Raw genomic sequence first — 17,054 nt, forward strand, 5'->3', positions numbered from 1 at the left:
GGTGAGCGGCGGCGGGACTCCCGGGCGGGAGTCCCGCCGCCGTCTCGCGCGTCAGCGCACCCCGAGTCCGGCCAGCGTCCGCACCAGGCGGTCCGTCGTCGCCCGGTCGCGTACGGCCAGCCGCAGCCACCGCGCGTCCAGGCCCGGAAAGGTGTCCCCGCGGCGTACCGCGATGCCCTCTGCGCGCAGCCGTTCCCGCAGCCCGGCCGCACCCGCGTGCCGCACCAGGACGAAGGGCGCCCGCGGATCCGCCGTCGCCTGCCCCAGCTCACCGAACTCCGCCAGCCGGCCGAGCAGATGGGCCCGGTCGGCGGCGGTCCGCTCCGCCGCCCGCTCCGCCTCGGCCAGTGCGGCGGGCTCGCAGCACGCCTCGGCCGCGGCGAGCGCGGGGGATGAGACCGGCCACAGCGGCTGGTGCCGCGCCAGTGCGGCTACGGTCCGCGGATCGGAGAGCGCGTAGCCGATGCGCAGCCCCGCCAGCCCCCAGGTCTTGGTGAGGCTGCGCAGCACCACGGTGCGGCCCGGAAGCTCCGTCACCAGCCCCGCCAGGGACTCGCGCTCGCCCGGCACCGCGTCGATGAACGCCTCGTCCACCACCAGCGTCCGGCCCGGCCGCGCCAGCGCCGCCAGGGCGGAGGCCGGGTGCAGCACGGAGGTGGGGTTGGTGGGGTTGCCGACGACCACCGCGGCGGCCCCGGCCGGAACGCGGGCGGGACCGAGGCGGAAGCCGTCCCGTTCGCCCAGGACGACGCGTTCCACCCGGTGGCCCGCGTCCAGCAGGGCGGCCTCCGGCTCGGTGAACTGCGGATGCACCACGACCGGGCCGCCGTCGCGCCAGGCGTCCGATCCCGGCGGGGGCAGGAACCGGGCGAGCAGGACGAACGCCTCCGCCGCGCCCGCCGTCAGCAGCACGCACTCCTCCGGCAGTCCGTGCCGGGCCGCCACCGCCCGCCGCGCCGCCCGCCCGTCGGGGTAGGCGGCCAGCGAGCCGAGCGAGGCGGCCACCCGCTCCCTCAGCCATGCGGGGGGCGTGCCGGCTCGGACGTTGACCGCGAGGTCCACCAGGTCCGCGCCGGCGCCGCGCACCTCCGCGTCGCCGTGGTGGCGCAGATCGTGCGCGGTCCGCGGGGGCCGGAGGGGGGCCAGGGGCTCAGTGGGCGTGTGCATGGCCGCCATGGTGGTGATGGTGGTGCCCGTGTCCGTCGTCGTCCGGATGGTGGTGGGGGCGCTGGGGCGTGCCCACCTTCTCCTCGAAGCCGGGCAGCGCGATGCGGTAGACGCACGAGTCGCAGTTCATCCGCAGATCGCCCTCGACGGCCTCCGTGTAGCGCTCCCAGACCAGTTCCGCCAACTCGTCGGTGGGGCCGATGACATCGGCGGAGAGCACCTCGGTCTCCGGGTGCGCCGCCGCCCAGCCCCCGGTCTGCGCCCGCACCCGGTCCGGCAGGATCCCGGTGAACAGGAAGTACGGCAGCACCACGATCCGGCGGGCGCCCAGCATCCGGCAGCGGTCCAGGCCGGCGGGGACGTCGGGGGCGGCGAGCGAGACGAACGCCGTCTCCACGCCCGCGTAGCCGCGCCCCTCCCACAGCAGCCGGGCCGCCCTGTGGACCTCGGCGTTGGCGTCCGGGTCGGTGGAGCCGCGGCCCACCAGCAGCACCGTGGTGTCGGCGCGGCCGCTCGTGCCGTCCCCGCCGCCCGCAGCCCGCAGCGCCTCGTCCACCCGGCGCTCCAGCACGTTCAGCAGCGCCGGGTGGGGACCGAGCGGGCGGCCGTACGCGTAGGTGGTGCCCGGGTGGCGCTGCTCCTCGCGGGCCAGGGCGGCCGGGATGTCGCCCTTGGCGTGCCCGGCCGAGACCAGCATCAGCGGGACGGCGGCGAAGTTCCGCACGCCCCGTCCGGTCAGTTCGGCGACGGCGTCGGCGAGCGGCGGCGGGGACAGTTCGATGAAACCTCCCGCGACGGGGAGGCCGGGACGCCGCTCGCCGAGGTCGCGCACGAAGGAGCGGAACGCCTCGGCGCCGGCGTCGTCACGGGTGCCGTGGCCGACGAGGAGCAGGGCGGGCGGGCTGGTCACTGGATCTTCTCCTTGGCAGTGCCGGGGGTGGTGCGGGGGGCGGTGCTGTCGGGGGACGCGATGGTGGCCGGGGCGTACGGAGGGGTGTACAGAAGGGCGTTGAGGGCGGCCGCGGCCACCGCGCTGCCGCCCTTCTCCGAGACGTTGCTGACGGCCGGCAGACCGCTGGCGCGCAGCGCCGCCTTGCTCTCGGCCGCGCCGACGAAGCCGACGGGAAGGCCGATGACCAGGGCGGGGTCCGCGTCCAGGGCGAGCAGTTCGAACAGGGCGGTGGGTGCGCAGCCGACCACCCACACCGCGCCCGGCCCGACCCGCTCGTAGGCCAGCCGCACCGCGTGCGCGGAGCGGGTCAGGCCGTCCTCGGCGCGGGCGTCGGCGAGCCGGCACACCGTCTCGCGGCGGGTGATGCCGGCGGCGACCATCCCGACGTCCGCCACTACCGGCGCGCCGGCGTGCAGGGCGGTGTGCGCGGCGCGCAGCGCGCTCTCGTCGGTGACCAGGTCCTCGGCGTACGCCGGGTCGGCGCTGGAGTGGATCACCCGCTCCACCACGGCCCGCGTCAGCGGCGGGAGTCGGGAGGTGTCCAGCCGCGAGCGCAGGATGCGGTACGACTCCTCCTCGATGGGATGGACGGTGCGGGGCGTCAAAGGCGTCACGACGGCTCCTGGGGGTCGCGTACGGGGATCTCCTCGACCGCGTCGACCGGGCACACCTCGACGCACTCCAGGCAGCCGGTGCACAGCTCGGCCCGCACCAGCAGCGTGCCGCCCAGCGGACGTATCGCGTGGACCGGGCAGGTCAGCAGGCAGGCGCCGCAGCCCGCGCAGCGCGAGGTGACGGCGACGCGGGCGGTCGCGGGCGGGGTCGGGGAGACGGTCGCGGGCGGGGTCGGGGAGACGGCCGCGGGCGTGGTCACCGGGACTCCTGCCAGCGGTAGCCGCGCGGGGTGACCATGCGGCCGGCCACGGTGCGGGTGGCGGTGTTGCCGACGGTCACCACCGTCATCATGTCGACCGCGGCCGGATCGAGCGCGCCGAGCGTGGTCACGGTGGTGCGCTCGCCGGGGCGCGAGGCGTTGCGCACCACCCCGGCCGGGGTGTGCGGTGCACGGTGCTCGGCCAGCAGGGCGAGCGCCTTGGGAAGCTGCCAGTCGCGGCCCCGGCTGCGGGGGTTGTAGAACGTCACCACCAGGTCGGACTCGGCCGCCGCCCGCACCCGGCGCTCGATCACCTCCCAGGGGGTGTGCAGGTCCGACAGGCTGATCGAGACGTGGTCGTGGCCCAGCGGCGCGCCCAGCAGCGCGGCGGCGGCGAGCGCCGCGGTGACGCCGGGGACACCGACCACGCCGATGTCGGCGGACGCCTCGGCCAGGGCGGGCGAGGCCATCGCGTACACCCCCGCGTCGCCGCTGCCGATCAGCGCCACCGCGCGGCCCGCGCGGGCCTCGGCCACGGCGGTGCGGGCGCGCTCCTCCTCCGCGCCGAGACCGGACTCCAGCACGCGGGTGCCCGGTCGCAGCAGATCGCGGATCTGGTCCACGTACTGGTCGAGACCGACGACCACCGAGGCGCGGCGCAGCTCGTCGCGGGCGCGCGGAGTGAGCAGGTCGCGGGCGCCGGGACCGAGCCCGACGACGGCCAGCCGCCCGCGGGGCCGCCGCCGCGCCACGGCACAGGTCACCATCGCCGCGCGCCCCTCGGGAGCGGACTTCCGCTTGGGCACGACCAGTTCGGCGCCCTCGCCGCAGGCGAGCAGCGCGGCGGCCTCCGCCACGCTCGGGGTGCCCACGGCGGCCAGCGGCGCGTCGGAAGGGTGGGGCACGGGCACGGCGGCCAGTTCGCCGGCGGGGTGCGTCCGCAGCGGTACGCCCAGGCGCCGGGCCGCCTCCACGATGCCCCTCTCGTCCGCCTTGGCCTCGACGGTGGCCAGCTCGGTGACGGACAGCGGCGACAGACCGGCGTCGGCGAGGGCCTGCCCGACCAGGGCGGCGACCTCGTCCGCGGGGGCTCCCCGGCTGGCGCCGACGCCGACTGCGAGGGTCGGCGGACGCAGGACGGCCGTGCGGTCGCCGGGCGTCACCGCGCGGTCGGTGACCAGCAGGGTGTATCCGCCGCCGGTGCCTTCCTCACCACCGTCTCCGTCGCTTTCCGTGGCGTTGTCGGTGGCATCGGTTACGTTCGGTGGCAGTGCAGGAAGGGGGAGGAGGCGATGACGCACCAGACGGACGGGCTCGCCGTCGAGGATCGCCCGTGACACCGACGCGACGGAGCCCTCGACGGGCAGGCCGAGGGTGTCCAGACCGGGGACGCCGGCGGCGTCGGTGGCGGTGGTGACGACGGGACGGCAGCCGGACAGGACCTCGGCCACCGCGTGCGCCAGGTCGTTCGCGCCGCCCGCGTGACCGCCCAGCAGCGCCACGGCGTACTGCTGCGCCTCGTCCACGCACACCACGCCCGGATCGTCCGCCTTGCCGCCCAGCAGCGGGGCGATCAGGCGTACGGTCGCGCCGGCGGCGAGAAAGCAGACGAGGCGATCGCATTCGGTGAAGGCGCGGGTGACCGCCTCGCGGACGGTGCCGGCGCCCTCCGCGCCGTCGGCGGCGCCTTCGCCGCCGGTGCCGTAGACACGGACGGCCATCGGCCAGGCGGCCGCCAGTCGGTCGCGGGCGCGCCGCCCCGCGGCGGTGGCGGAGACGAGACCGATCGGACCGGCCGGGGCGTTCGGGGCGTTCACGGGAATGCTCCTTCGGTGCCGGGGCGGGTGCCCCACAGGACGAAGACGGGGTTGCCGGCGGCGAGCCGCACCACCTCGCCGGGGAGGGGGGCCAGCCGGGAGGACTGCAGCAGCACGCCGTCGGCCGCGAGACCGGCCGCGCCGAGCGCCGCCCGTACGGCCGGTACGCGGTCCAGCGCGGCGAGCGTGACGACGACCGTGCGGCGGGCGCGGAGCGCACAGGCCGACACGATCGCCTCCAGCTCCCGCCCCCCGCCGCCGACGAACACGGCGTCCGGCTCGGGCAGTCCGGCGAGGACGCCGGGGGCCGTGCCGTGCACGGTCTGGAGGTCCACACCGTGGGACGCGGCGTTGGCGCGGCAGCGTTCGGCGCCGTCGGCGGTGCGCTCCACGGCGACGGCCGCCGCGCCCAGACGGGCGCACTCCACCGCGACGGAGCCGGAGCCCGCGCCGATGTCCCAGACCAGATCGCCCGGGCGAGGCCCGAGCCGGGCCAGCGCCAGCGCCCGCACCTCGTACTTGGTGATCATCGAGTCGCGGTGCGCGAAGGCGTCCTCCGGCAGCGCCCATCCGGCGGGCGGGCGCCGCGGCCCGGCCAGCGCCCGGGGCGCGGCGGCCAGGGCACGGGACTCGTCCAGGCACAGCACCACGCTGACCTCGTCGGGCCAGGCGCGGGCGGCGGCCCCGGCGGGGGAGAGGCGCTCGACGCGCTCGCCAGCCGTGCCCAGCGCGCTCGCCACCACCAGGGTGCGCGGCAGCCCGGCGGTGGCCAGGGCGGCGCCCAGCTCGGCGGGCCCCGCGCCGGGCCCGGTGAGCACGGCGGTCTTGGGGTGCGCGCGGCAGACGTTGACGGCGGTGCGCGGGTCGCGCCCGTGCGCGCTGACCACGGCGGCGTCGTCCCACGGCAGTCCGGCGCGGGCGAAGGCCACCGCGACGGACGGCGCGGTGGGCCGTACGTCCAGGACTTCGGGGCCGAAGCGTTCGGCGAGCGAGCGGACGATTCCGAAGAACCCGGGATCGCCGGAGGCGAGCACCACCACCGGCCCCCCGTCCTCCGACAGCCGGCGCTCGACGGCGTCCAGCGCCGGGGCGAGCGGCCCCAGGACCACGCGCCGCACCCCGGGGGGAGGGGCGGCCGCCTCCAGGTGGCGGCGTGCGCCCACGGCCAGCCGGACTCCCCGCCAGGACAGCGCACCGGGTCCGTGGGCCCCCGCCCCCGTCCCCGTGCCCACGACCGTGATCACGGCAGCAGCCCCCCGCCGTTGGAGCACAGGGCGACCACCGTGCGGCCGGTGAAGTCCACCATGGCCGCCTCCGCGGTGATCCGGCGGTCGGTGAATCGCTCCAGCACGTCCACCACCCGGCGGCACAGCTCCGGCGCGGCCGTATGCAGCAGCCCCGCCGCCTCCCACAGCTCGTACGCGTGGCGGGCGGTGTTCGCCGCCGCGACCTCGGCCGCCAGCGCGTCCGCGCCGCCCACCGCGCGGGTGATGTCGGCCAGGACGGAGGTGTCCACCTTCGACCGCGTGTAGTGCGTCATCAGCACCCCGGAGGCCAGCTTGGTCAGCTTTCCCACCATGCCGACGAACACCACCCGGCCCACACCGTGCTCCACCGCCCGCCGCAGCGCGGCACCCGTGAAGTCGCCGACCTCGATGAAGCACACCGGGGGCAGTCCGGGCAGCAGCTCCATGGCGCCCTTCTCGGTTCGCCCGCCGGTGCACAGCGCCACGGCCGGTGCGCCCTGCGCGGCGGCCACCGACACCGCCTGCTCGACACTCGCCCGCCACGAGGCGGTCGAGAACGGCCGGACGATCCCGGTCGTCCCCAGAATGGAGACGCCGCCGAGGATGCCGAGCCGGGCATTGGTGGTCCTGCGGGCGCGCTTCTCGCCGTCGGGCACGCTGATGGTGACGTCCACGCCACGCTCCGCGGTGTCGACGACCTCGCCCACCGCCTGGCTGATCATGGCGCGGGGCACCGGGTTGATGGCCGGGCCGCCCACCTCCAGGCCGAGCCCCGGCCGGGTGACGACGCCGACGCCGACGCCGCCGTGCAGTTCGATGCCCGGCCCGCTCCGCCAGCTCACCGTGGCGGTCAGATGCGAGCCGTGGGTGACGTCCGGGTCGTCGCCCGCGTCCTTGACCACCACCGCCTCGGTGCGGCCCGGCCGCAGCTCGGCCGAGCGCTCCACGGCGAAGGTCACCCGCCGACCCGAGGGCAGCGCGACCTCCACCCAGGGCTGGGGTTCGCCCGTGACCAGATGCAGCGCGGCGGCACGGGCCGCCGCCGAGGCACAGGTGCCGGTCGTCCAGCCGGTGCGCAGCGCCTTCGGCCGCTGCTTGGCGGTACGCGGCAGGTCCGGCTCCCGCAGCTTCGGCCCCCGGACGGGCTCGTGCTCCGGCTCCTCACCCACGGCCCGCCGCCTCCCGGCCGCTCTGCCCGCCGGCCCGTCCCCGGGCCTCCCGGGCCGCGCGCAGCGCCCGCCGCGCCTCGGGCCGCGCGCGTCGGTGCCCGTGGAAGTGCCCGGGGTGGTAGAGGTGCGAGCGCGTGCCGGATGCGGACAGCGCGGGGCCGACGAGGAACAGCGTGTGCTTCCACAGCCGGTGCTCCTTGACGGTCTCCTCCAGGGTGCCCACCGTGCAGCGCAGCACCAGCTCCTCCGGCCAGGTCGCCTGGTGGGCGATCACCACCGGGGTGTCGGTCGGGTAGCCGCCCTCCAGCAGCTCCACCGCCAGCTGCCCCGAGCGCGCCGCCGACAGGAAGACCGCCATGGTCGTGCCGTGCCGGGCGAACTGACGCACCTCCTCGCCCGGCGGCATCGGCGTCTTGCCGCCGCCGAGCCGGGTGAGGATCACCGACTGGGCGACCTCCGGGATCGTCAGCTCCCGCCCTGCGATGGCCGCCACCGCCGAGAACGACGACACCCCGGGGACGATCTCCACCTCGACGCCCAGTTCCGCGCAGCGGTCCACCTGCTCCTGAGTGCCGCCCCACAGCGCCGGATCGCCGGAGTGGACGCGTGCCACCCTCAGCCCCTCGCGTGCCGCGCGCCCGTAGACGGCGATCACGTCCTCCAGGGACATCGAGGCCGAGTCCAGGACCTCGGCGTCCTCGCGGGCGTGGTCGAGGACCTCCTCGCGCACCAGGCTGGCAGCCCACACCACGATGTCGGCCTCGGAGATGGCACGGGCCGCGCGGAAGGTGAGCAGATCGGCGGCGCCGGGCCCGGCGCCCACGATGGTCACCTTCCCGGGGCTCCCCGGGGTCCTCCCGCCGGTCCGTGCGGTTCCGGCCGTCCCGGCGGTTCCGGTGGTCACAGCTTGCCTCCTCGGCTCTCCCGGCGAGCGGGGGCGATGAGCGTGGACAGATAGGGGAGACCGGTGTCCCCGGTCTCGGGAGCGGCCTCCGGGCCGGTCTCCGGAGCGGCCTCCAGATCGGCCGCCGGGCGGATCGACTCCTGAGGCAGTCCCAGCGCCGAGCCCCACACCGCGCCCTCGGTACGGCCCGTGGCGCGCAGAGCGGCGGCGACCTCGCGCGCCCGCCGCCCGAACTTGTAGGCCACCACCGTCCCCGGCCCCTCCAGAGCCCGCCGGAGCACCGCCATCCCGGCCGTCACCGGCACCAGCGTCAGCGGCTCCTTCCCCTCGGTGAGCACAGCCCCGCCGCGCGCGGCCAGATCCTGCATCGCGGTGATGCCCGGCACGGTCTCCACGACCGCCTCCGGCACCAGCTCGCCGACGGTCTGGGCGAGATAGGTGAAGGTGGAGTAGACGTTCGGGTCGCCGATGGTCGCGAACGCCACCGAGCCGTGGGCACGCAGCAGCCCGGCGACACGTTCGCCCGCCGCGTCCCACGCCGCCTCCCGGCGGGCCCGGTCCTCGCGCTCGTTGAGCGCGAGGACCACCCGCACGATCCGCTCGCGCGACACGTGGTGCAGGACGGTGGCCTCGGCGCGTCCCGTACCGCTGCCCTCCATCACGGGGACCACCACCACGTTCGCCGAGCGCAGCGCCTTGACGCCCTTGACCGTCACCAGGTCCGGATCGCCGGGGCCCACCCCGACGCCGACGAGCCGTGGCCCGCCGGCCTCCCGCACCTCACCACCGCTACCGTTCACGCCGCACACCTCTCGACACATCCTCCGACGAAACGCCGGGCCACGGACGGCTCGGCGGCCCAGTGCACATGCAGATACGAGGCATGCACGCCACTTTTCACAAAGCCCTCCACCCGGCGCCCGGGCCGGGAGCCGCGCGAGGTCAGCCCCCACGCCGGCGCGGCCCCGGCCTCCGGCCCCCCGGCGCCGGGTTCCACCGCCGTGCGGTGGAACTCGTGGCCGCGCATCCGCGTCCCCGCGGCGGCCAGGGCGCTGCCGCCCACCGCCACCGCGTCGCGGTAGCCGAGGGTGAGCCGCTCGGTCATCCGGGCGGTGGCGTCGAGCACCCCGCACATCGGCACGCCGTCCAGCTCCTTCGCCAGATAAAGCAGTCCGGCGCACTCGGCGGCGACCGGCGCCCCCGAGGCGGCCAGTTCCGCCACCGCCCGGCGCAGCGGCTCGTTCGCCGACAGCTCCGGTGCGTACACCTCCGGGAAGCCGCCGCCCAGGACCAGCCCGGCCGTGCCCGGCGGCAGCGCGGTGTCCCGCAGCGGGTCGAAGACGGCCACATCCGCGCCCGCCGCCCGCAGCAGCTCGGCGTGCTCGGCGTAGGAGAAGGTGAAGGCGGCCCCGCCCGCGACGGCCACCACCGGGCGCCGGTGCGGCGCACTCGCGGCGGCGGGCGGCGCCCACGGCTCCTCCGGCAGCGGGGGTGCGGAGTGCGCCAGGGCGAGCAGCGCCTTCAGATCGCAGCCGGACCGCACCCGCCGCGCCAGCTCCGCCACCGCCCCGGTCGCCTCCGCCCGCCGCTCGGCCACCGGCACCAGACCCAGATGGCGCGAGGGGGTGTGCAACAGCGGCGCCCGGCGCAGCACACCCAGCACCGGCACCCCGCAGGCCTCCAGTGCCTCGCGCAGCAGCTCCTCGTGACGGTCGGAGGCCACCTTGTTGAGGATCACCCCCGCGACGCGGACCTCCGGGTCCCAGGACGCGAAACCGTGCACCAGCGCCGCCACCGAACGCGACTGCGAGGAGGCGTCCACCACCAGCACCACCGGCGCCCGCAGCAGCTTGGCCACCTGTGCCGTGGAGGAGAGCTCCCCGAGGCCCGCGGCCCCGTCGTACAGCCCCATCACGCCCTCGACCACGGCCACGTCCGCACCGGCCGCCCCGTGCAGGAACAGCGGCGCGACCAGATCCGGGCCGCACAGGTACGCGTCGAGGTTGCGGCCGGGCCGGCCGGTGGCCAGCGCGTGGTAGCCCGGGTCGATGTAGTCCGGGCCCACCTTGTGCGGGGACACCTCCAGCCCGGCCGCCGCGAAGGCGGCCATCAGACCGGTGGCGACGGTGGTCTTGCCGCTGCCCGAGGAGGGCGCGGCAACGACCAGCCGGGGAAGTGCGGTACTCACGGTCCGATCACCACTCGATGCCCCGCTGGCCCTTCTGGCCGGCGTCCATCGGGTGCTTGACCTTGGTCATCTCCGTCACCAGGTCGGCGGCGCCGATCAGCCTCGAAGGAGCGTCACGCCCGGTGATGACCACATGCTGGACGCCGGGACGGGCCTGCAGCACCTCGACCACCTCGTCGGTGTTCACCCAGCCCCAGTGCATCGGGTAGGCGAACTCGTCCAGTACGTACAGCCGGTAGGTCTCGGCCGCCAGATCGCGCTTGACCTGCTCCCAGCCCTCGCGCGCGGCCTCCTCCGAGGACTCGATGCCGCGCTGCACCCACGACCAGCCCTCGCCCATCTTGTGCCAGGCCACGGTGCCGCCCTCGCCGCTCGCGCCCAGCACGCGCAGCGCCCGCTCCTCGCCGACCCGCCACTTGGCGGACTTCACGAACTGGAACACCCCGATCGGCCAGCCCTGGTTCCAGGCGCGCAGCGCCAGTCCGAAGGCGGCCGTCGACTTGCCCTTGCCGGTGCCCGTGTGGACCGCCAGCAGCGGGCGGTTGCGGCGCTGGCGCGTGGTGAGGCCGTCGTCGGGGACGACACTCGGCTGTCCTTTCGGCACTACGCGGCCCTCCTGTCGGTGTTCCTGTCAGTGCTCCTGTGAGCGCGGTACGGGGTCTGCAGGGAGCGGACGAGCCCGGTGACGGTGTCGGCGCGCAGCTCCTCCAGCGTCACCGCGGGGCCGCCCAGTTCGGCGGCGAGCGCGCCGGCCAGGCCGAGCCGCACCGGCCCGGACTCGCAGTCGACCACCACCGAGGCGGCGCCGTCGGCGGCCAGCAGCCGCGCGGCCTGCCGGGCACGCGGCACCGGCTGCGGGCCGCCGGTCGCCCGTCCGTCGGTGACGGCGACCAGCAGCGGGCGCCGCGAGGGGTCGCGCAGCCGCTCGGTCCGCAGTACGTCGCGGGCCTTCAGCAGCCCGGCGGCCAGCGGGGTGCGGCCGCCGGTCGGCAGCGACTCCAGACGGGCCGCGGCGGCGTCCACGGACGAGGTCGGGGGCAGGGCCACCTCGGCGCCCGAGCCGCGGAAGGAGATCAGGCCGACCTTGTCGCGGCGCTGGTAGGCGTCCAGCAGCAGCGACAGCACCGCGCCCTTGACCGCCCCCATCCGCCGCCGCGCGGCCATCGAGCCGGAGGCGTCCACGACGAACAGCACGAGATTGGACTCCCGGCCCTCGCGCACCGCCTCGCGCAGGTCCTCCCGGCGCACCAGCAGTCCGGGACCGGAACGCCCTCGCGCCCGCTGGTGCGGAGCGGCGGCCCGTACGGTCGCGGCCAGGTGCAGCCGGGACAGCGCGCCCCGCGGCCGGCGGGCGCCGGTGGTGCGGCCCTGCGCGGTACGGGCGCGCGAGCGCCGCCCCGCCGCGCCCTCGCCCACACCCGGTACGTGCAGCGCGCGGGCGCGGAACGGCTCACCGGCGCGGGCGGTGCCCTGCTCACCGCCGCCCTGCTCACCGCCGCCCTGCTCACCGCCGCCCTGCTCACCGCCGCCTTGCTCCGGCCCGGCGCCCTCCTCGCCGCGCGACTGCCCGGGAAGGGGGGGCTCGGGCGTGCCGGACCGTTCCGGCGGGCCGTCCTGCGGCGGCTGCCCGCCGCCGTTCCCGCCGTCGCCGCCACCGGGGCCGCCGTCCGGCCCGTCCGGGTCCGGCTCGTCGTCCGGGCCGCCGTCGGCGCCGCCCGCGCCGCCGTTCTGCCGCAGCGTCTCGTCGAGCTTGTCCTCGTCCAGGCCGGGCGCGTCGAAGGGGTTGCGGCGCCTGCGGTGCGGCAGGGCCAGCAGCGCGGCCTGCCGCACGTCCTCGGCCGCCACATCGGTGCGCCCCGCCCAGGCCGCCAGCGCGGTGGCGGTGCGCGCCATCACGATGTCGGCCCGCATCCCGTCCACCTCGAAGGCCGCGCAGGTGGCGGCGATCTGCCGCAGCGCGGCGTCGCCCAGCCGCACCTTCGGCAGCAGCGCCCGCGCGGCCGCGATCCGCTCCCGCAGCCCGCTCTCCTCGCCGGCCCAGCGGGCGGCGAAGGCCGCCGGATCCTCGTCGTACTCCAGGCGGCGCCGTACGACCTCCATCCGCTCGCCGGTCTCCCGGGAGGCGGCGACCTCCACGGTCAGCCCGAAACGGTCCAGCAACTGCGGGCGCAGCTCACCCTCCTCGGGGTTCATCGTCCCCACCAGCAGGAAGCGGGAGGAGTGCCGCACCGAGACGCCCTCGCGCTCGATGTGGACCACGCCCATCGCGGCGGCGTCCAGGAGCGAGTCGATGAGGAAGTCCTGCAGCAGGTTGACCTCGTCCACGTACAGGACGCCCCGGTGGGCCTGCGCCAGCAGCCCCGGCTCGAAGGCCTTCACCCCCTCCGACAGGGCCCGCTCGATGTCCAGCGATCCGACGAGCCGGTCCTCGGAGGCGCCCACCGGCAGCTCCACCATCCGGGCCGGCCGGCTCGTGCCCGGCCCCGCCTCGTGCGGCCCGTCCGGGCAGGCGGGGCCGGGGCGGCGCGGATCGCAGGAGAAGCGGCAGCCGGGCACGGTCTCGACCGGCGGCATCAGCGCCGCCAGGGCCCGCACCGCGGTGGACTTGGCCGTGCCCTTCTCGCCGCGTACCAGGACGCCGCCGACGGCCGGTGAGACCGCGTTCAGCAGCAGCGCCAGCCGCAGGTCGTCCATGCCGACGATCGCGGTGAACGGATAGGCGGTCGTCGCCACGGCGGTCGCCCCGGTCGCCGTGGTCGTGGTCGCGGTGGTGGTCACGCGTCGCCCTCCAGATCGTCGGAGCCGCTCTCCAGGTCGCCTTCGAGTTCGAGGTAGATCTCGCGCAGCCGCTCCAGGGTCCGCGCCTCCGGCTCGGCCCACAGCCCGCGGTCGGCGGCCTCCAGCAGCCGCTCGGTCACGCCGCGCAGCGCCCACGGGTTGGAGCGCTTCATGAACTCCTGGTTGGTCTCGTCGAAGACGTACTCGGCCGCGAGCCGCTGGTACATCCAGTCGTCCACGACCCCGGCCGTCGCGTCGTAGCCGAAGAGGTAGTCGACGGTGGCCGCCATCTCGAAGGCGCCCTTGTAGCCGTGCCGCCGCATCGCCGCCATCCAGCGAGGATTGACCACCCGCGCCCGGAAGACCCGGTGGGTCTCCTCGCCCAGCGTCCGCGTCCGCACCTGGTCGGGGACGGCCGAGTCGCCCACGTACGCCTCGGGGGAGTCCCCGGTCAGATGGCGCACCATCGCCACCATGCCGCCGTGGTACTGGAAGTAGTCGTCGGCGTCGGCGATGTCGTGCTCGCGGGTGTCGACGTTCTTGGCCGCCACCTGGATGCGGCGGAACGCCGTCTCCATGTCGCCGCGCGCCGGGCGGCCGTCCAGCCCGCGCCCGTACGCGTAGCCGCCCCACACCGCGTACACCTCGGCCAGGTCCGCGTCCGAGCGCCAGTTGCGGGCGTCGATCAGCGGCAGCAGCCCGGCGCCGTACGCGCCCGGTTTGGAACCGAAGATCCTTGCTGTGGCCCTGCGCCGGTCGCCGTGCGCGGCGGTGTCCTCGTCCGCGTGGGCGCGCACGTGGTTGGACCCGGCGGGCTCCTCCAGCTCCGCCACCGCCCGTACCGCGTCGTCCATCAGCGCCACCACGTGCGGGAAGGCGTCCCGGAAGAACCCGGAGATGCGGACGGTGACGTCGATGCGCGGCCGGCTCAGCTCCTCCAGGGGGACGATCTCGAAGCCCGTCACCCGCCGGGAGGCGTCGTCCCACACCGGGCGGCAGCCCAGCAGGGCCAGGATCTCCGCGATGTCGTCGCCCTGTGTGCGCATGCAGGAGGTGCCCCACACCGTCAGGCCCACCGACCTCGGATACTCGCCGTGGTCGGCCAGGTGCCGGGCCAGCAGGGAGTCCGCCAGCGCGCTGCCGACGTCCCACGACAGTTTGGACGGGATCGCCTTGGGGTCCACGGAGTAGAAGTTCCGCCCCGTGGGCAGCACGTTGACCAGGCCGCGCGTGGGCGATCCGGAGGGACCGGCGGGTACGTAGCCGCCCTCCAGTGCGTGCAGCACGTTGCCGATCTCGTCCCCGGTGCGCTCCAGCCGGGGCACGACCTCGTCCGCGGCGAACTCCAGGACGCTCACGGCGCCCGGCAGTTCGGCGTCCAGCACTTCGCGGACCACCTCCGGGGCCGCCTCGCGCGTCCAGCCGCGGTCCTCCATCGACTCCACCAGCCGCCGCGCCAGGTGCTCCAGCAGGTCCACGGCGTCGGAGGCGGTACGGGAAGGGCCGTCCGCGAGCGCGGTCAGGGCCTTGGGCACCTCGATACGCGCCCCCGGCTCGGCCAGCAGCCCGGACTCCACCAGCCCCACGTGCTCGGCCAGCACCGCCCGCAGACCCGGCAGCGCGCCGCCGACCCCGCCCCACACCTGGGCCGAACGCAGCACCGCCAGCACCAGGTTGACGCGCGGTTCGCCCACCGGCCCGCCGCCCAGCACATGCAGGCCGTCGCGGATCTGCACATCCTTGATCTCGCACAGCCAGCCGTCGATGTGCATGACGAACTCGTCGAACTCGTCCTCGTCCGGCTGCTCCTCCACGTGCAGGTCGTGGTGGAGTTCGGCGGCCCGCACCAGCGTCCAGATCTGGCTGCGCACGGCCGGGGCCTTGGCCGGGTCCAGATCGCTCACCAGGGCGTACTCGTCCAGCAACTGCTCCAGCCTGGCAAGGTCGCCGTAGGAGTCGGCGCGTGCCATCGGCGGCACCAGGTGGTCGACGACCGTGGCGTGGCCGCGGCGCTTGGCCTGCGTTCCCTCGCCGGGGTCGTTGACGATGAACGGGTAGACCAGCGGCAGATCGCCCAGCACCGCGTCCGGGGCGCAGCCGGCCGACAGGCCCAGGCCCTTGCCCGGCAGCCACTCCATCGTGCCGTGCTTGCCCATGTGCACCACGGCGTCGGCGCCGAAGCCGCCCTGCGACTTCGGGGCCTCCATCCACCGGTAGGCCGCCAGGTAGTGGTGGGAGGGCGGCAGATCGGGGTCGTGGTAGATCGCGATGGGGTTCTCGCCGAAACCGCGCGGCGGCTGGATCATCACCACCACGTTGCCGAACCGCAGCGAGGCCAGCACGATCTCGGCGCCCTCGCCCTCGCCGTCCACGTACAGCGAGCCGGGCGGCTCGCCCCAGTGCTCACGCATGGCCTCGCGCAGCCCCGGGTCGAGCGCGGCGAACCACCGCCGGTAGTCGGCCAGCGCCACCCGGGCGGGCGCGGCGGCCAGTTGCTCCTCGGTCAGCCACTCCACGTCGTGACCGCCCGCCGCGATCAGCCGGTGGATCAGTTCGTCGCCGCTGTCGGGCAGTTCGCCGGTGTCGTAACCGGCGTCGCGCAGGGCGCTGAGCAGCCCCACGGCCGAGGCCGGGGTGTCCAGGCCCACGGCGTTGCCGACGCGCGAGTGCTTGGTCGGGTAGGCGGTGAAGACCAGGGCGATCCGCTTGTCCGCGTTCGGCCTGTGCCGCAGGACGGCGTGCCGCACCGCGATCCCGGCCACCCGGCGGGCCCGTTCGGGGTCGGCGACGTAGACGGGCACCCCGTCGGGGCCGTCCTCCTTGAAGGAGAAGGGCACGGTGACCAGCCGCCCGTCGAACTCCGGGATCGCCACCTGCATCGCCGCGTCCATCGGCGACAGGGCGGCGTCCGAGGCCTCCCAGGCGGTGCGGGAACCGGTCAGGCACAGGCCCTGGACCACGGGGACGTCCAGCTCGGCCAGCGCGCCGACGTCCCAGGTCTCGTCGTCGCCGCCCGCACTCGCGTCCGCCGCGTGGGCGCCGCCCGCGGCGAGCACCGTGGCGACCAGCGTGTCGGCGCGGCCCAGCAGCTCGTACAGGCCGGGGTCGCCGCTCCGCTGTTCCGTTGTGCGCGCTTCGCCTTGGTTGTGCTGTGGGCGGGTGCCGGTCTCTCGTTCCTCGTTCCCGGCTCCCGCCCTCCGCGTCACCTCGGCTGCGCCGCGCTGTTCTGTTGTGCGCGCTTCGCCTTGGTTGTGCTGTGGGCGGGTGCCGGTCTCTCGTTCCTCGTTCCCGGCTCCCGCCCTCCGCGTCACCTCGGCTGCGCCGCGCAGCGAACCGCAGTACACCGGCAGGGCGTTGGCGCCGCGCTCCTCGATCGCGTCGCACAGCGTGTCGACGAAGGCGGTGTTCCCCGACAGCTCGTGGGCCCGGTAGAACAGCACGCCGACCGTCGGCCGGGACGGGTCGTGCCTCCGGCCGCCGCGCACGCCGTACCCGGGCATCGGGCGCGGCCCGGCGAAGCCGTGGCCGGTCAGCAGCACGGTGTCGGACAGGAAGCGCACCAGCTCCGCCAGGTTCTCCGGCCCGCCCGCCACCAGGTACTTCAGCGCCTCGGCGACCACACCGGCCGGGACGGTGGAGGCGGCCATCAGCTCCGCGTCCGGGACGGACTCGCCGCCCAGCAGCACCGTCGGGATCCCGGTGGCACGCAGCGCCGCCAGCCCGTCCTCCCAGGCGCGCCGGCCGCCCAGCAGGCGTACGACGGCGATGTCCGCGCCCTCCACGAGCGCGGGCAGCTCCCCGTCGGCGTCGACGCGTGCCGGGTTCGCGATGCGGTACGGGGCGCCGGAGGCGCGCGCCGCCAGCAGGTCGGTGTCGGCGGTGGACAGCAGCAGTACCGTGCTCATCGAGCCCCCATCGGTTCGTACGTCCTTCGCATCGGCCGTGTCGGTCGTCTCGT

At 75.9% G+C, this 17,054-nt stretch carries 13 protein-coding genes; all 13 read right to left on the bottom strand.

All coding sequences use genetic code 11. The features are described from left to right. Nucleotides 1–51: 51 nt before the first annotated feature. The 13 genes from cobC to cobN all read right to left on the bottom strand — a co-directional run bounded on the left by cobC (nucleotide 52) and on the right by cobN (nucleotide 17,001). Complete coding sequence (gene cobC, locus ACGRHY_RS21440) at nucleotides 52–1,167, bottom strand: Rv2231c family histidinol phosphate aminotransferase CobC (RefSeq protein WP_394636945.1); 1,116 nt, start codon at nucleotides 1,165–1,167, stop codon at nucleotides 52–54. Continuing rightward, on the bottom strand, nucleotides 1,151–2,077 hold the full coding sequence (locus ACGRHY_RS21445; RefSeq protein WP_394636946.1) for a sirohydrochlorin chelatase: 927 nt from the start codon (nucleotides 2,075–2,077) through the stop codon (nucleotides 1,151–1,153). Before ACGRHY_RS21445 ends, cobC begins: the two co-directional genes overlap by 17 nt. Beyond that, complete coding sequence (locus tag ACGRHY_RS21450) at nucleotides 2,074–2,733, bottom strand: precorrin-8X methylmutase (RefSeq protein WP_394636947.1); 660 nt, start codon at nucleotides 2,731–2,733, stop codon at nucleotides 2,074–2,076. The genes ACGRHY_RS21445 and ACGRHY_RS21450 overlap by 4 nt, the downstream gene beginning before the upstream one ends. Next, the gene (locus ACGRHY_RS21455; RefSeq protein ID WP_394636948.1) at nucleotides 2,730–2,993 is read right to left on the bottom strand and encodes a DUF362 domain-containing protein; all 264 of its coding nucleotides are present in this window, start codon (nucleotides 2,991–2,993) and stop codon (nucleotides 2,730–2,732) included. Before ACGRHY_RS21455 ends, ACGRHY_RS21450 begins: the two co-directional genes overlap by 4 nt. Further along, a complete protein-coding gene (cobJ, locus tag ACGRHY_RS21460; RefSeq protein WP_394636949.1) occupies nucleotides 2,990–4,810 on the bottom strand; it encodes a precorrin-3B C(17)-methyltransferase in 1,821 nt (606 codons plus the stop codon). Before cobJ ends, ACGRHY_RS21455 begins: the two co-directional genes overlap by 4 nt. Then, nucleotides 4,807–6,054, bottom strand: coding sequence for a precorrin-6y C5,15-methyltransferase (decarboxylating) subunit CbiE (gene cbiE, locus ACGRHY_RS21465; protein WP_394636950.1), 1,248 nt, complete (start codon nucleotides 6,052–6,054; stop codon nucleotides 4,807–4,809). Before cbiE ends, cobJ begins: the two co-directional genes overlap by 4 nt. Next, a complete protein-coding gene (locus tag ACGRHY_RS21470; RefSeq protein WP_394636951.1) occupies nucleotides 6,051–7,226 on the bottom strand; it encodes a cobalt-precorrin-5B (C(1))-methyltransferase in 1,176 nt (391 codons plus the stop codon). The genes cbiE and ACGRHY_RS21470 overlap by 4 nt, the downstream gene beginning before the upstream one ends. Further along, nucleotides 7,219–8,058, bottom strand: coding sequence for a precorrin-4 C(11)-methyltransferase (gene cobM / locus ACGRHY_RS21475; RefSeq protein ID WP_394638147.1), 840 nt, complete (start codon nucleotides 8,056–8,058; stop codon nucleotides 7,219–7,221). Before cobM ends, ACGRHY_RS21470 begins: the two co-directional genes overlap by 8 nt. Nucleotides 8,059–8,126: 68 nt before the next feature. Next, entirely contained in the window at nucleotides 8,127–8,930 is an 804-nt protein-coding gene (gene cobI / locus ACGRHY_RS21480; RefSeq protein ID WP_394636952.1) for a precorrin-2 C(20)-methyltransferase, read from the bottom strand. Further along, complete coding sequence (locus ACGRHY_RS21485; RefSeq protein WP_394636953.1) at nucleotides 8,927–10,318, bottom strand: cobyrinic acid a,c-diamide synthase CobB; 1,392 nt, start codon at nucleotides 10,316–10,318, stop codon at nucleotides 8,927–8,929. The genes cobI and ACGRHY_RS21485 overlap by 4 nt, the downstream gene beginning before the upstream one ends. Before the next feature lie 7 nt (nucleotides 10,319–10,325). Further along, nucleotides 10,326–10,922: a cob(I)yrinic acid a,c-diamide adenosyltransferase gene (gene cobO, locus ACGRHY_RS21490; protein WP_394636954.1), complete on the bottom strand. Its 597-nt coding sequence runs from the start codon at nucleotides 10,920–10,922 to the stop codon at nucleotides 10,326–10,328. Then, nucleotides 10,922–13,012, bottom strand: a complete 2,091-nt coding sequence (locus ACGRHY_RS21495) for a putative cobaltochelatase (RefSeq protein WP_394638148.1) — start codon at nucleotides 13,010–13,012, stop codon at nucleotides 10,922–10,924. The genes cobO and ACGRHY_RS21495 overlap by 1 nt, the downstream gene beginning before the upstream one ends. Before the next feature lie 80 nt (nucleotides 13,013–13,092). Then, a complete protein-coding gene (cobN, locus tag ACGRHY_RS21500) occupies nucleotides 13,093–17,001 on the bottom strand; it encodes a cobaltochelatase subunit CobN (protein ID WP_394636955.1) in 3,909 nt (1,302 codons plus the stop codon). Nucleotides 17,002–17,054: the final 53 nt, after the last annotated feature.

This window comes from Streptomyces shinuiensis (assembly GCF_043660855.1).
GTDB lineage: Bacteria > Actinomycetota > Actinomycetes > Streptomycetales > Streptomycetaceae > Streptomyces.